Consider the following 13,824-nt stretch of genomic DNA (forward strand, 5'->3'; position numbering starts at 1 on the left):
AGCGGCTGTGCCCGAATCCCCTCCTGGAAGTTCTGTCCATGCCTTCGTCCATCGAGATCATCGCCACCCTTCTGTTCGCCGTGGCGGTTATTCATACCTTCTCGGTTCCCGCCTTCGCGCGGCTCGCGCATCGCGGCGGGCCGCACGCGGGTTTCTGGCACCTGTTCTCCGAGGTCGAGGCCGTCTTCGGCGTGTGGGCGTTCGTGCTGATCGTGGCGATGGCGGCCCTGGCGGGGCCGTCGCATGCCATCGAGTACATGGACACGCGCAACTTCACCGAGCCGCTGTTCGTCTTCGTCATCATGGTGGTGGCGGCCAGCCGGCCCATCCTGGAGCTGGTGGGGCTGCTGGTTCGGTTGGTGGCGCGCGCGCTGCCGCTGCGGCGCGAGCTGGCCACGTTCTTCGTCGTGATGTCGCTGGTGCCGCTGGGCGGTTCGTTCATCACCGAACCCGCCGCCATGACGCTGGCCGCCATCCTGCTGCGCGACGCCTATTTCCGCACTAGCGGGCGCGCGGGCTTCAAGTACCTGACGCTGGGCGTGCTGTTCGTCAACGTATCCATCGGCGGGGTGCTGACGTCCTACGCCGCGCCGCCGGTGCTGATGGTGGCGTCCACGTTCGGCTGGGATTCCGCCTTCATGCTGCAGCACTTCGGCTGGCGCGCCGCCGTGGCGGTCTGCCTGAATGCGGCCCTGTTGACGCTGGTTTGCCGCAAGGCGCTGCTGGAGCGCTCGGTGGGCACCGGCGACGGCGTGGACGCGCCGGAAGGCGCGGATTCGCGTCCTCCGGTGCCCGTGGTGGTCATGCTGGTGCATCTGGCCTTCCTGGTCGCGGTGGTGCTCAGCGCGCACCATCCGGCCATTTTCCTGGGCTTGCTGATGATGTTCATCGGCTTCTCGGAAGCCTACAAGCGCCACCAGAATCGCCTGATGATCAAGGAAGGGCTGATGGTGGGCTTTTTCCTGGCCGGGCTGGTCGTGCTGGGCGGCCTGCAGAAATGGTGGCTGCAGGATCTGCTGGGCGGGCTGGAGCCCTTCGTCCTGTTCTGGGGCGCCACCGCGCTCACGGCCATTACCGACAACGCGGCGCTCACCTATCTGGGGTCGCTCGTCGAAGGCACCAACGAAGCCTGGCGCTATATGCTGGTGGCCGGCGCCGTGACCGGCGGCGGCCTGACCGTCATCGCCAACGCGCCCAATCCGGCCGGCTTCGCCATCCTGAAGAACCATTTCCCGGACGGCAGCATTTCGTCCGGCCGGCTGTTCCTGTCGGCCCTGGCGCCGACGCTGGTGGCGGCCGTCATGTTCCTGCTTCCGGTATAGGGCGGCGCCCCTGGCGGGGCCCGCCGGGCGGGCCGCCGGGGGCGGACACCGAGGCTTCATGAAAAACCGCTAAAATTCAAGACTTTCCCCGTATTTTTTCCGGCCTCGCCCACCCGCCGCTTTGGCCCGGATCCGGTTTTCGACCCGATCCGACCCCGGATATTCCATCCGGTGCCAAGCGGCTTTTGATATGCCGGGCCCGCGCCTGGGAGCCCCTCGATGCCCATTTACGCGTACAAATGCAGCGCCTGCGGCCATGCCAAAGACGTCTTGCAGAAGATTTCCGATGCGCCGCTTTCGGTCTGCCCCGAATGCGGTCAGAGCACGTTCTCCAAGCAGGTGACCGCGGCTGGATTCCAGCTCAAGGGCTCCGGCTGGTATGTCACGGATTTCCGTGGCAATGGCAACGGCGGCAGCCAGGGCGCGACGGCGAGCACGCAGGCCAGCACCCCCGCGCCGGCGGAAAGCGCGGCACCGGCCGCCGCGGCCGCCCCGGCGGCGCCCGCCACCGGCAGCGCGGCTTCCTAGAGCGCTTCCGATGCGTATGCGCGTCATCAAGAAGTACTTCATCACCGGCCTGCTGATTTGGGTTCCCCTGGTCATCACGGTGTGGGTACTGGGACTGCTGGTCGCGACCCTGGAAGGGTTCGTGCCTGGCTTTCTGTCGTCCGAATCGCTGTTCGGCATCGACATTCCCGGTTTCCGCTTCGTCCTGGTGGTGGTGGTGGTGCTGTTGACGGGCATATTCGCGGCCAACCTGATCGGCCGTACCATGGTGGACCAGTGGGAAAGCCTGCTGGGACGCATTCCCCTGGTGCGGTCCATCTACAACTCGGTCAAGCAGGTCAGCGATACCGTGCTGGCGCCGAACGGGCAGGCGTTCCGCCGCGCGGTGCTGGTGCAGTATCCGCGCGCCGGCAGCTGGACCATCGCGTTCGTCACCGGCACGCCCAGCGGCGAGGTCGCCGACAACCTGCCCGGCGACCACATCAGCGTCTACGTGCCGACCACGCCGAATCCGACGTCCGGCTTCTTCCTGATGATGCCCCGCGCCGACGTGGTCGACCTGCAGATGAGCGTGGACGCCGCATTGAAGTACATCGTTTCCATGGGCGTGGTTGCCCCGGCCCCGGCTTTCGTGCCGGCGGATCGGCCGGCCGCGCCCGTCCCGACGCCTGGCGCGCAAGACGCGCCTCGCGCCGATTCGTAACCCTTACGCTACAACCAAGCACATAAACGGAGTCATCCCGCATGCGTACCTGCTACACCGGCCAGGTTTGCCGTGACCATCTCGGCCAGACTGTCACCCTGTACGGCTGGGTGAATCGCCGCCGCGACCACGGCGGGGTCATTTTCATCGACTTGCGCGACCGCGCGGGCCTGGCCCAGATCGTGTTCGATCCGGACAACGCCGCCTTCGCCACCGCGGAGCGCCTGCGCAACGAATTCTGCATCCGCGTCACCGGCCTGGTGCGCGAGCGTCCGGCGGGCACCGCCAACACCGAGCTGGCCTCGGGCGAAGTCGAAGTGCTCTGCAAGGAAGTCGAAATCCTGAACGCGTCGGTCACGCCGCCGTTCCAGCTGGACGACGACAACCTGTCGGAAACCACCCGCCTCACGCACCGCGTGCTGGACCTGCGCCGTCCGCAGATGCAGCGCAACCTGATGCTGCGCTACCGCGTGTCCATCGAAGTGCGCAAGTTCCTGGACCAGCTGGGCTTCATCGACATCGAAACCCCGATGCTGACCAAGAGCACGCCCGAAGGCGCGCGCGACTACCTCGTGCCCTCGCGCGTGAACGCCGGTCACTTCTTCGCGCTGCCGCAATCGCCGCAGCTGTTCAAGCAGATGCTGATGGTGTCGGGCTTCGACCGCTACTACCAGATCACGAAGTGCTTCCGCGACGAAGACCTGCGCGCCGACCGCCAGCCCGAATTCACGCAGATCGATTGCGAAACCTCGTTCCTGAGCGAAGTCGAGATCCGTGAGATCTTCGAAAACATGATCCGCCACGTGTTCAAGGTGGTGCAGGACGTGGAGCTGCCCTCGCCGTTCCCGATCATGCCCTGGACCGAAGCCATGCGCCGCTACGGCTCCGACAAGCCGGACCTGCGCGTGAACCTGGAATTCACCGACATGACCGACGTCATGCGCGACGTGGACTTCAAGGTGTTCGCCGCCGCCGCCACGGCGCCGGGCAGCCGCGTGGTCGCCCTGCGCGTGCCGGGCGGTGCCGAGATGTCGCGCAGCGAGATCGACGGCTACACCCAGTTCGTCGGCATCTACGGCGCCAAGGGCCTGGCCTACATCAAGGTCAACGACGTGGCCAAGGGCCGCGACGGCATGCAATCGCCCATCGTCAAGAACCTGCATGACGCTGCCCTGGCCGAACTGGTCAAGCGCACCGGCGCGCAAGACGGCGACATCATTTTCTTCGGCGCCGACCGCGAAAAGGTCGTCAACGACGCCATCGGCGCGCTGCGCGTGAAGATCGGTCACAGCGAATTCGGGAAGAAGACCGGCCTGTCGACCGCCGGCTGGAAGCCGCTGTGGGTGGTCGACTTCCCGATGTTCGAATACGACGAGGAAGACGGCCGCTACACCGCCGCCCACCACCCCTTCACCAGCCCCAAGGACGGCCACGAGGATTTCCTCGAATCCGATCCCAGCAAGGCCTTCGCCAAGGCCTACGACATGGTGCTCAACGGTTGGGAAATCGGCGGCGGTTCGGTTCGTATCCACCGCGAGGAAGTGCAGAGCAAGGTATTCCGCGCGCTGAAGATCGGTGCCGAGGAAGCCCGCGAGAAGTTCGGCTTCCTGCTGGACGCACTGCAGTACGGCGCCCCTCCGCATGGCGGCATCGCCTTCGGCCTGGACCGCATCGTGACGATGATGACCGGCGCCGAGTCGATCCGCGACGTGATCGCTTTCCCGAAGACCCAGCGCGCCCAGTGCCTGCTGACCCAGGCGCCGTCCGAGGTCGACGAGAAGCAATTGCGCGAACTGCACATCCGGTTGCGTAACGTAGAGGCGAAGTAATCCCCCCCCGAAGCGCCGGAGGCGCTTCCCCCCCAGGGGGGCGCCGCTACGGACCGGCGGAGCCGGATCCGTGCGGCCTCGCTTGGGGGCGGTGGTTGCTTGCGGTGCGTGTCGCTCTAGTGGGCAGTGGGGCGCGCAGTTGCCAGGCCGGGGCACCGCTGGGGCTTGGTCTGGCTGCTGTGCATATTGCTCTAATGGGCATTGGAACGCCTGGCTGTTTGGGGGCAGGGTACGTGCCGCGGAGGTGGGAACGGTCTTCTGAATTGGAGTAATCTGGCAATCGCCGTCGGGTTTGGCGGTGTCTGGCCGGGCTTCTTTTTGGCTCGGTTGGCGGTTCCCCAGTTTTGAAAGGCGCCATTTCCTCTATGTCGCTCATCCGCGTCGTCAGCTACAACATCCACAAGGGCCGCTCGGCATTGGGCCGGCGCGACTCGCTGAATGAATTGCGCCTGGGCCTTTACGGCCTGCGCCCCGACCTGGTCTTCCTGCAGGAGGTGCAAGGCCGCAACGAGCAGAAATCGCTGCTCGACGCCCAGCACGAATCCCTAGCCGCCGCGTTGCGGCTGGACGTCGCCTATGGCCGCAACGCCGTCCGTCACGAGACGGACCACGGCAACGCGCTGTTATCGCGCTTTCCCATTCTCGACCACGAGAACCAGGATATTTCCGATCACCGGCTTGAGCAGCGCGGGCTGCTGCATGCCCGGATCGAGCTCGACGGGCGCGCGGTGCATTGCTTCGTCGTGCATCTGGGATTGTTCGCCACCAGCCGCAGCCGCCAGATCCTGGCGCTGACCGAGCGCATCCGGCGCATGGTGCCGGACGGCGAGCCCATTTTGATCGCGGGCGATTTCAATGACTGGGGCGACCGCCTGGCGCCTCTGTTCGTGCAGCAGCTGGGCTTGTACGAGGTGTTCTCGCATGCCCCGCGCAGCCATGGCGGCGAACTGCCGCGCCTGCGCGACTCCGTGAAGCGGCTGAGCAACGCGCTGCGCGGACTGCCCAACAGCGGCGTGTCCATCATGGAGCGCACCAACCAGCTCGGCATGGACGGCAACTCGCGCCTGTTGCTGCCGCCGCCGCGCACGTTCCCCGCGGTGTTCCCGTGGTTCCGCCTGGACCGCATCTACCAGCGCGGCTTTGCCGTGCGCAGTGCCCGCGTGCTGCGCGGCCGCGAATGGGCCAGGCTTTCCGATCATTCTCCCTTGCTGGCCGAGCTGGAACTGCCGTGAGGGCCGAGCAGTCCAAGCTGGACTGGACGATGGGCAACGACGTCCAGTTGCTCCAGAACGGCTCCGACTTCTTTCCCGCGCTGCTCGCGGCCATCGACGCCGCCCGGTTCAGCGTGCACCTGGAAACCTATATCTTCACTCCGGATCGTACCGGCTCCCTGGTATTGGATAGCCTGGAGGCGGCGGCGCGACGCGGGGTCAAGGTGCGCGTCGTGCTGGATGGCTTTGGCAGCGCCGGGTTCGTCGAGCCCTTGCGCACGCGGCTGACCAACGCCGGCGCGCAGTGCCGCATATTTCGTCCTGAGCCGCGCTGGTTCGCGCGCTATATCCCGTCGCGCAGCAGGCTGAGGCGCCTGCATCGCAAGGTCACGGTGGTGGACGGGCGCATCGCCTTCATCGGCGGCATCAACATCATCGACGACTACGATGACCGCGATCCCACGGACGGCATTACCGGGCCGCGCTTCGATTTCGCGGTGCAGGTGCAGGGACCGCTGGTCACCGAAGCCGCCTATGCCCAGGAACTGCTGTGGGTGCGGCTGAACTGGGCGCGTCTGCGCCGCCATCCGCGCGATTGGAACCGCATGCGCCTGCTGAAGCCGCGGCACGCGTCCGTAGCGCCTTGCGGCGAGTTGCGCGCAGCGCTGGTGCTGCGCGACAACCTGCGTTTCCGCCAGACCTTCGAGCGCGCCTATCTCTACGGCATCGCGCATGCTCGCCGCGACATCCTGATCGCCAACGCGTATTTCTTCCCCGGCCGGCAATTTCGCCGCGCGCTCGCCAAGGCCGCCGCGCGCGGCGTGCGCGTGCGCCTGCTGTTGCAGGGCAAGGTGGAGTACCGCATGCAGTACCATGCCACGCGCTCGCTGTACGACCAGCTGTTGCGCGACGGCATCGAAATCTACGAGTACATGCCGAGCTACCTGCATGCGAAGGTGGCCGTGATCGACAACGTGGCGACCGTGGGCTCGTCCAACCTCGATCCCTTCAGCCTGCTGCTGGCGCGCGAGGCCAACGTGGTCGTGGACAATCAGCCGTTTTCCTGGGACCTGCAGGAACGGCTGGAGGCGGCCATCCGGGAGGGAGGGCGCTTCATACGGCCCCTGGAATACCAGCGGCGGGGATGGCTGCGGCGCTGGGTCGATGCGGCTTCCTACACGCTGCTGCGCATCGGGGTCGCGTTGACGGGGACCTCGGACAAGTACTGAGGGTTGGCGCTCAGGCGCGCCGCTTCAGCAAACCCAGCGCCAGCGCGGTGCCGACCAGGATGATGGCGGCGCCCGCCGCGATCGACGGCGTGATGCTCTCGTCCAGGAACCATGAACCCCACAGCACGCCGAATATCGGCACGAGGAAGGTGACGCTGACGGCGCCGGTGGGGCCGACATTTGCGATCAGGCGGAAGAAGATGATGTAAGCCGCGCCGGTGCACGCCACGGCCAGCAGGATGGTGGCGATCCACGCTTGCGCGGAGGCGGGGGCTTCGGGCCAGTGGCTGACCGCCAGGGGCAGCAGCACCAGGGTCGCGCCTATCATGCTGCCGGTGGCGTTGGCCAGGGCGTCCACGCCGCTCAGGAAGCGCTTGGTCCAGTTGGCGGCAATACCGTAGAACACCGGCGCGGACACTGCCGCCAGGACCGCCGGTCCGGTGCCGCCATCGCTGAAGTTCAGCTTGTCCCATACCAGCACGACGATGCCGATGACGCCTATCATCAGCCCCAACGAACGCGTCCAGGCGAGCCTGTCCTTGAGCCACAGCCAGCCGATGACCGCTCCCCAGACGGGCGTCACGGCATTGGCCACCGACAGGAAGCCGGCGCCCAGGGATTGGGCGGCATAGGCAAACAACAGGAATGGTACGGCGGCGTTCAGCACGCCCACCATCAGCAAGGCTTTCCAGTGCCGGGCGATGATGGGCAGCTTGTTGCGCCACAACGCGAACGGCAGCAGGACCAGCGCGGCCAGCCCTACGCGCAGCTCGATCAGCGCAATCGGCCCGAATTCCGGGACCGCCAGGCGCATGAAAAGGAAGGAGCCGCCCCAGACGGCGGCCAGGAGCAGCAGATCCAGCAGATTGCGTTGACGCATGTTCAGTCCCGGGCGTGCCTCATTTCCGGCTGGTGACGAGGTTCTTCATCTTGACCCGGTGCGCCAGCAGGGCACAGGTCAGGGAAAGGACGATACACAGGATCAATCCGGCGCGCACTCCGTTTAGTACCGTGCTATGCGAAATAATGATGCCGACCACCGCGGTGCCCAGCGCGCTGCCGATGGCGCGCGTGGTCTGCACCAGCGCCGAGGCCACGCCCACGTCGCGCCGTTCGCTCAGCATCTGCATGAAAAGGGTCAGGTTGGGCAGCAGGAAGCCCAGCGCGCAGCCGTTGACGAAGAACGCCGCCAGGATCCACCAGGCCGAGGTGCCCGGCGAGATCAGCAGCACCATCAGCGATCCGGCGGCCAGCAGGCCGCCGCCGAACACCATCAGGCGCTGCGGCTCGGACTGTTTGGGGAACAGGCGGCCGTTGATGATGCTACCCACCGAAATCGCGGCGACCAGCGGCGTCAGCAGCAGCCCCGCCTCGCTGGGCGTGTAGTTCAACACCTGCTGCAGCAGCAGGGGGCTGTAGAAGATCAGCACGAACATGACCGCGCCCACCATCATCGCCGCCGCGTTCAGCAGGCGCGATTCGCGGGCGGCCAGGACGCGCAGTGGAAAGATGGGAGAACACACCCGGCGCTCGATGGGAATCAGGGCGGCCATGGCGCCCACGCCCATCACGGCCAGCAGCGCGCCCAGCAGCGGCTGGGCGTGGGCGCCGCCGGCGAAAGCCAATTCCAGCGCGGCCAACGGCGCGCCGACGGCGATGACGAGCAGGATCGCGCCCAGCCAGTCGATCTTGCGGCTGCCGTCGTGCACGGGCCGGATGCGGGGAAAGTAGCGCGCCAGCAGGAAGAAGGCGCCCGCGGCCGCGATCGGCGCGATGAAGAAGGCCGCGCGCCAGCCGAGCGCCTGTGTGGCGGCGCCGCCCAGGACCGGGCCGATGCCGCTGGCCATGGCGAAGGCGGCCGACACCAGCGCCATCCAGCGCACCCGCTGCTTCGCGTCGGGGAACAGGTCGGCCGGCGCGGCGAAGGCCGTCGCGATCATCATGCCGCCGCCGATGCCCTGCAGCGATCGGAAGACGATCAACTGGGTCATCGTCTGCGACAGGCCGCAGGCGATGGAGCCCAGCGCGATGATCAGCACCGACAGCAGCATCAGGGGCTTGCGGCCGAACATGTCTCCCAGCCGTCCGAAGACCAGGATGGAGGCGGCCGTGGCGAGGAGGTAGCCCGTGCCGACCCAGGCGTACAGCGCCATGCCGTCGAGGGCCTCGGCCACCCGCGGCAGGGTGGTGCTGATGATGGTGGAGTCCAGCGCGGCCAGGACGACGGTGGCGGACACCCCCGCCATCCCCATCAGGAGGTCGCGTCGCGAATGGGCGGGGGGAGAAGGGGGTGGGGGTGCGTCGGGCGGCATCGTCATGCCGCAAAGCATATCACCGGCGCATCAGGGTTTTCACTTGTAGAACGTGTGGTAGCCCCAGAATACCGCGATGACCAGCACCACCATGATCCAGGACCAGCGCGAATTGGACAGCCCGCGCGGTTCGGGCTCGGGTGGCGGGGGCGGCGGCGCGAGGCGGGGCTGGCCCGCCATATGGTCGATGAAGGACGCGAAGAATTTCTGGATGATCTTGTCGCCCGTCTTCAGCAGCAGGCTTTCGCCGCATTCGGCCAGCTTGCCGCCCGCCATGCAGGCGACGGTATAGGCCACGCGCGTGCCGTCGTCTTTCGCGCTGAGGTTGATCTGCGCGGTGCCGATGACGAGGCCCGCAGCGCGCCCCTTACCCTCGAAGACCAGAGTGCAGCTATTGTGGGGGTCCACGTCGGACATCAGGATCTCGCCGTCGTAGTCGGTGTCCAGGCCTGCGATCTTGGCTCGCAGCGTGACGGTGTACTCGGCCGGGGTGCGCTGGATGACTTCTACACAATTAGGGATGCACCGCTGCAGGACGTCCGGGTCGGTCAGGGCACCCCAGGTCTGGTGCTGAGTTGAAGGAATCCACTGAGCATCTACAATGCGCATGGCAGTCTCCTCATGTCGCGTCGCTGACAGTTCATTGTGGACTCAAAGCAACGAAACGCCAAGAGACTGAGGACGGCCGGTCCTATTTCCGCTACTTCTAGAAGTCAAGTCGCTGACCGAGCAGCGCTACATGGCTCCGAATAAAACCAAATCAAGTGCCACCGCTGCAGTTTCGCGCAACGCACTGACTGTGCTTTCCGCGGCGGAAACGCTCTTGGTGCTGGCTTGGACGCTCAAATACAGCGCTTACGGCGTCGATTTTCCCGATGAAAGGTTCTCTGACCTGGGCGTCGAATCCTTTCATTTGCGATTTCTCGACGACGCAATTCGGCTTTATTTACCATCCCCTGTATGTGTTGCTTGGCGGCGACATCGCCACTCTCCGGCAAGCAACATACTGATTACGCTTGTTCTTGCCAGGAGCCTGGCATATATCTTGTTCAAATCGTTTTCGCCGCGGCCAGGGGAAATCGCGTTGCCCTCCCTGTAGCCGCGTCTGGCTGCCAGCGCCTTCGCTATTTTCGACGTCTCGCTGGTAATACCAAGCCACAACACTCTTGCGTTGCAAGCGCTGCTGCTCACCGGCATTGGCTTGATTTTGGCCGATAAGAAGATAAGCCGGATGAGCGTATCGGGCTGGCTGATCATGGCAACCGGTTCAGTACAACGAGACCCGTAGGTTGCTGGATGTGAGGGCTTGAGGCGCCGTGGCGCTGATTTTGCTACTTCATCGCGGAACTCTGTAGATTACAAACCCCGTGTTTTCGAAGACCTTCTCAAACGGATAGTCTTGCTTGAGTTTCTTGCGCATTAAGACCACATAGTCGATGCCGTAGCGCTTGCCGAGATCCACGAACCACGATGGCGGAGCTTCGTAGAATCGCTTTTCGATAGCCGTATTAAGCTGATAGAAGCCGTCCATCGGCGGAGTATGGCCAAGATATGGAGCTAGCGGTTCACCGAACTCCGCGAAGCGTCTCATGCCTTCGTCGTACACCTTTTTGCTGGAGTCGTAGAGCCAGCCGGTGTGTAACCATTCCCGCAAGTTGCCGAAGGAACTACGCTCGGAATAGTCGCGCCAGCCATAGTAGATGGTAGGGTCGACCATGAACAGTGAGTCGGTTGCGGTATGAGCCTGCGCCCAACGCTGGGCTGCCATGAACTCCCGGCCCTGCTCGACGTAGGCGCGGTCGGGACGTTGGGCCAATTGCCAATGCACAGCACCGTATCCCGCGGCGCAAGCCACGATCACGCCGATGAGGGCAGGCTCGATATGGTCCATGGGAAGGGTGCGTCGCAGCAACCAGCAGGCCGTGGCGAGGATGGCGCCTGCCGCAGCAATTTGCCACATCGACTGGGTTCCCGCCATTGGCATCTGCTGAGCCGCATACGGCAAGGCGAATGACTGATAGTGGTAGGCGGCGATTGCCGCGCCAATGCACAAGAGCAGCATCGCCGCTTGCCAGGCCCGGGACTGTCCGGGCGCGGACTGATGCAGGCGAGGAAGCACCAGCAGAGCCACGAGCAGCATGGCAAAGCCAGGCCGGGCAAAGAACGGCGCCAACAGCAGCGTGGCGGCAAGTGCACGCGTGGCGATCGAGCCCTTGAGAAGATCCTGGTATAGCCCCGCCACCGCGATGATGAGGCAGATCGTGATAAAGACGGCGCTCGCGCGAGGCAATTGAAGCTTGACCAGCAGCGGCGATATTACGTGCTGCGAGGAAATTAACAACCCCGCGACCGCAGTGATGGCGAGCAAGAGGAATCCGCACAGGATCGCATTGCAGCGCCGCGGCGTACTGCTAGCGCGAGGCAGATAGAACACGGCGAGCACGGCAAGCGAGAGTAACGGTGGAACGCGTTCATCGTAATAGCGCCCTAACAGCCCGTTATCTATGCCGTAGAAGTGGAAGCTGAACGTCTGGGCTAGTTCGATCCAGATTTTCGGATCGATGGCGCCGCCAGCAATTTCCGCCCCACGATAGGCTACGCTCCACCAAAGCACCGCAATCACAAGGAACGCAGTTATCCCCGCCACGATTCTGCGGATCGGGATGTTCCTTTCCACGAGCCAGTAGCCAAGGATGAAGATCCCGCCAAAGGCTGTCATCAGCGGGTGTACCGTGAAGCCTGCCGCGAGCAGCAGAGAGGCGCTTATTACACGGCCACGAAGATACTGCGCGATCGCCAGGAGTCGGAGACCGTCCGCAATGTTGTAGAACAGGCCGAGGAAGAATGTACTGGCGAAGAAGGACAAGTCCATCTCGCGAGCGAAACTGCTCACAACGATAACCGCGGTAAGCGGAGCGGTCATCCATGCCGCCCCAGGCGCCAATGTACGGCTCAGCCAGATAACGGAGCCGGAGAGGAACAGGTATTCGATCAGGATGAACCAAGGTACCAGTGTGTCGGGCGCGATGCCTACGTGATTGGCCAGCGGATAGACAAACATGGCCAACGACTTGCTGTATGCCTGTATTCCGTTGGGAAAATCGGAAGCAAACCACGTTGGGTGTTCCCGGTGTGTAACCCAATCGAGCGGCGACCATCCGGAGATTGCTGCTAGCGGGCCTAAATCAGGACGGCGAAGCAGCCAGGCAAAGATACAGACGCCGAGTACCAATACGCTGCCGATTACAAGCTCTGCACGTGTGGGTCGATATGAACAATTCACTGGTGTCCTTTCGGAAAACCACTTATGTCGGTGGTGAGTTCACGAAGCAGGAGGCGCAGTCCTGCGTCATAAGCCCGTGCCTCGTTGGCTGCATAGGACAGGCCTGCATCCATTACGTATGGTTCGGTGGCAAGGACTTCGCCGCTATCGATAGATTCCGTGACGCGATGCAGCGTGGCGCATTGCGCCAAGTCTCCCGCAGCGAGTGCGCGGGCTATCGAGCCCAGCCCACCATAGTCGGGCAACGCCGCGCAGTGGGTATTGAGAATTTCCGCGCCGGTGTCGAGTACCGCGCGGCCTACGATCAGGCCGGCACGGAAAAGATATACACGTTGAATATCATGCTTGCGGATAAGCGAAACGAGTTCCGCATTATTGTGAATCGCCCCAATCTCCGGAGCCGGGTAGTTGGGCCGATTCCATTCGGCCAATTGCATCTTGAGCACGAGGGAAGGGCTCAGTGAACCACGGCGAAGCAGTTTCAGGACGCGGCACCAACTGGAGGACTGATCGAAGCAGCGTAGCAGCGCAGGCTGCTCACCGAGCTCCGACACGAGCCTGCGTCCCAGCCGATCATTGCTGACAAGCAAGAGCGTACGAACTGGGCTTTGAGTGAAAGGTGCGGAGGGTTTCAAGGCTATCGCTTTTCGTAGACGAACTTGATGACCAGGTTCAGATCAATACTCGCCACGCCCAACGGCCAGAAACGCACGCTGCGCCGCGTCAAATGACGGTCGAGAGTGTTCAGGATTTCGTCCGCGAAATTCGGGTGCTCCCAGCAAATGATCTTGTCGGGGTTGATGTTCGTGTTGCGCTTGAGCCATCGGCGGCTTGTCAGGTAGCGGCCCAGTCCCCAAGCCAGTCCTCCCTCGGCAGGAATGGCGCCGATCAATACACCACCCGGACGCAGCACGCGCATCATTTCTTCGAGATAGCGCTCGAGCGGGTACAGATGTTCAAGCGAGTAGAACGATACGACGGCGTCGAACTGGGCATCGGTAAACGGCAGCTTGCCGTCGGCACGCCGCTCCAGCAAAACGGATTGGTGCGGAATGTCGAGCTTGGCCAGGCGCGCAGCGGAGCGGTCAAGCATCGGTTGCTGGATGTCGCCGATGTAGAAACAGTCTGGGCGGCCGCGCCACCACGGCAGATGATGAATATCGCCTGGTCCGATTTCAAGGACCGTCTTGCCGGTCATGTCTAGTTGCTGCATGACACGATATCCCGCGCCATTGACTACGGCACCCGCGGACTGCTGCTGGTTGGAGTCATAAAAGCGCAGGTAGACGTCGAGCCACTCCTGCCAGCACGGATCGTCGGTCTGCGGCACAAGGCCGAAGCGGCGCCGGTCGCCGAAGAGCGGCGCCGAGAGGAATTCGGGCAGGCGGTATCCGAATGCGCGATAGGTCATGAGGTTGTCAGCGGGAA

General features: G+C 64.1%; 13 protein-coding genes. 7 read left to right on the forward strand and 6 right to left on the reverse strand.

The features are described from left to right. The first annotated feature begins 38 nt into the window (after positions 1 to 38). The 6 genes from ADE01S_RS07430 (at position 39) to clsB (ending at position 6,801) form a co-directional block, all read left to right on the forward strand. Positions 39 to 1,322, forward strand: a complete 1,284-nt coding sequence (locus tag ADE01S_RS07430; RefSeq protein WP_062680987.1) for a putative Na+/H+ antiporter — start codon at positions 39 to 41, stop codon at positions 1,320 to 1,322. A 219-nt stretch (positions 1,323 to 1,541) separates the two neighbouring features. Further along, positions 1,542 to 1,850: an FmdB family zinc ribbon protein gene (locus ADE01S_RS07435; RefSeq protein WP_062680989.1), complete on the forward strand. Its 309-nt coding sequence runs from the start codon at positions 1,542 to 1,544 to the stop codon at positions 1,848 to 1,850. A 16-nt stretch (positions 1,851 to 1,866) separates the two neighbouring features. Next, positions 1,867 to 2,532, forward strand: coding sequence for a DUF502 domain-containing protein (locus ADE01S_RS07440; RefSeq protein WP_062680991.1), 666 nt, complete (start codon positions 1,867 to 1,869; stop codon positions 2,530 to 2,532). A gap of 41 nt (positions 2,533 to 2,573) precedes the next feature. Beyond that, complete coding sequence (gene aspS, locus ADE01S_RS07445; RefSeq protein ID WP_062680993.1) at positions 2,574 to 4,361, forward strand: aspartate--tRNA ligase; 1,788 nt, start codon at positions 2,574 to 2,576, stop codon at positions 4,359 to 4,361. Positions 4,362 to 4,726: 365 nt separating this feature from the next. Next, positions 4,727 to 5,593 carry an endonuclease/exonuclease/phosphatase family protein gene (locus tag ADE01S_RS07450; protein WP_042795979.1) on the forward strand — a complete coding sequence of 289 codons (867 nt, stop codon included), beginning with the start codon at positions 4,727 to 4,729 and terminating at the stop codon, positions 5,591 to 5,593. Further along, positions 5,590 to 6,801 (forward strand): cardiolipin synthase ClsB, encoded by a 1,212-nt coding sequence (gene clsB / locus ADE01S_RS07455; RefSeq protein WP_062680995.1) that lies wholly within the window; start codon positions 5,590 to 5,592, stop codon positions 6,799 to 6,801. The genes ADE01S_RS07450 and clsB overlap by 4 nt, the downstream gene beginning before the upstream one ends. 10 nt (positions 6,802 to 6,811) lie before the next feature. Here clsB and ADE01S_RS07460 read toward each other — a convergent pair whose 3' ends face one another. From ADE01S_RS07460 to ADE01S_RS07470, 3 genes are all read right to left on the reverse strand, one after another. Further along, positions 6,812 to 7,681, reverse strand: a complete 870-nt coding sequence (locus tag ADE01S_RS07460; protein ID WP_062680997.1) for a DMT family transporter — start codon at positions 7,679 to 7,681, stop codon at positions 6,812 to 6,814. A 19-nt stretch (positions 7,682 to 7,700) separates the two neighbouring features. Continuing rightward, on the reverse strand, positions 7,701 to 9,053 hold the full coding sequence (locus ADE01S_RS07465; RefSeq protein ID WP_062680999.1) for an MFS transporter: 1,353 nt from the start codon (positions 9,051 to 9,053) through the stop codon (positions 7,701 to 7,703). 99 nt (positions 9,054 to 9,152) lie between these two features. Continuing rightward, positions 9,153 to 9,722: an SRPBCC family protein gene (locus tag ADE01S_RS07470; RefSeq protein ID WP_062681001.1), complete on the reverse strand. Its 570-nt coding sequence runs from the start codon at positions 9,720 to 9,722 to the stop codon at positions 9,153 to 9,155. Between the two features lie 130 nt (positions 9,723 to 9,852). Between ADE01S_RS07470 and ADE01S_RS31495 the strand changes: the two genes are divergently transcribed. Beyond that, complete coding sequence (locus ADE01S_RS31495) at positions 9,853 to 10,212, forward strand: hypothetical protein (protein ID WP_131828738.1); 360 nt, start codon at positions 9,853 to 9,855, stop codon at positions 10,210 to 10,212. A 237-nt stretch (positions 10,213 to 10,449) separates the two neighbouring features. Here ADE01S_RS31495 and ADE01S_RS07475 read toward each other — a convergent pair whose 3' ends face one another. From ADE01S_RS07475 to ADE01S_RS07485, 3 genes are read right to left on the reverse strand one after another with little or no spacing between them, the layout of a single operon-like run. Continuing rightward, positions 10,450 to 12,345, reverse strand: coding sequence for a hypothetical protein (locus tag ADE01S_RS07475; RefSeq protein WP_131828739.1), 1,896 nt, complete (start codon positions 12,343 to 12,345; stop codon positions 10,450 to 10,452). Between the two features lie 47 nt (positions 12,346 to 12,392). After that, positions 12,393 to 13,031, reverse strand: a complete 639-nt coding sequence (locus ADE01S_RS31155; RefSeq protein WP_131828740.1) for a formyltransferase family protein — start codon at positions 13,029 to 13,031, stop codon at positions 12,393 to 12,395. 2 nt (positions 13,032 to 13,033) lie between these two features. Next, positions 13,034 to 13,807, reverse strand: a complete 774-nt coding sequence (locus tag ADE01S_RS07485) for a class I SAM-dependent methyltransferase (RefSeq protein ID WP_062681007.1) — start codon at positions 13,805 to 13,807, stop codon at positions 13,034 to 13,036. Positions 13,808 to 13,824 lie beyond the last annotated feature (17 nt).

It is taken from the genome of Achromobacter denitrificans NBRC 15125, assembly GCF_001571365.1.
GTDB classification, from domain to species: domain Bacteria; phylum Pseudomonadota; class Gammaproteobacteria; order Burkholderiales; family Burkholderiaceae_B; genus Achromobacter; species Achromobacter denitrificans.

Coding starts and splice junctions, on each gene's coding strand:
- ADE01S_RS07430 (WP_062680987.1), top strand. CDS start 39: ATGCCTTCGTCCATCGAGATCATCGCCACCCTTCTGTTCGCCGTGGCG.
- ADE01S_RS07435 (WP_062680989.1), top strand. CDS start 1,542: ATGCCCATTTACGCGTACAAATGCAGCGCCTGCGGCCATGCCAAAGAC.
- ADE01S_RS07440 (WP_062680991.1), top strand. CDS start 1,867: ATGCGCGTCATCAAGAAGTACTTCATCACCGGCCTGCTGATTTGGGTT.
- aspS (WP_062680993.1), top strand. CDS start 2,574: ATGCGTACCTGCTACACCGGCCAGGTTTGCCGTGACCATCTCGGCCAG.
- ADE01S_RS07450 (WP_042795979.1), top strand. CDS start 4,727: ATGTCGCTCATCCGCGTCGTCAGCTACAACATCCACAAGGGCCGCTCG.
- ADE01S_RS07460 (WP_062680997.1), bottom strand. CDS start 7,681: ATGCGTCAACGCAATCTGCTGGATCTGCTGCTCCTGGCCGCCGTCTGG.
- ADE01S_RS07465 (WP_062680999.1), bottom strand. CDS start 9,053: ATGGGGATGGCGGGGGTGTCCGCCACCGTCGTCCTGGCCGCGCTGGAC.
- ADE01S_RS07470 (WP_062681001.1), bottom strand. CDS start 9,722: ATGCGCATTGTAGATGCTCAGTGGATTCCTTCAACTCAGCACCAGACC.
- ADE01S_RS31495 (WP_131828738.1), top strand. CDS start 9,853: ATGGCTCCGAATAAAACCAAATCAAGTGCCACCGCTGCAGTTTCGCGC.
- ADE01S_RS07485 (WP_062681007.1), bottom strand. CDS start 13,807: ATGACCTATCGCGCATTCGGATACCGCCTGCCCGAATTCCTCTCGGCG.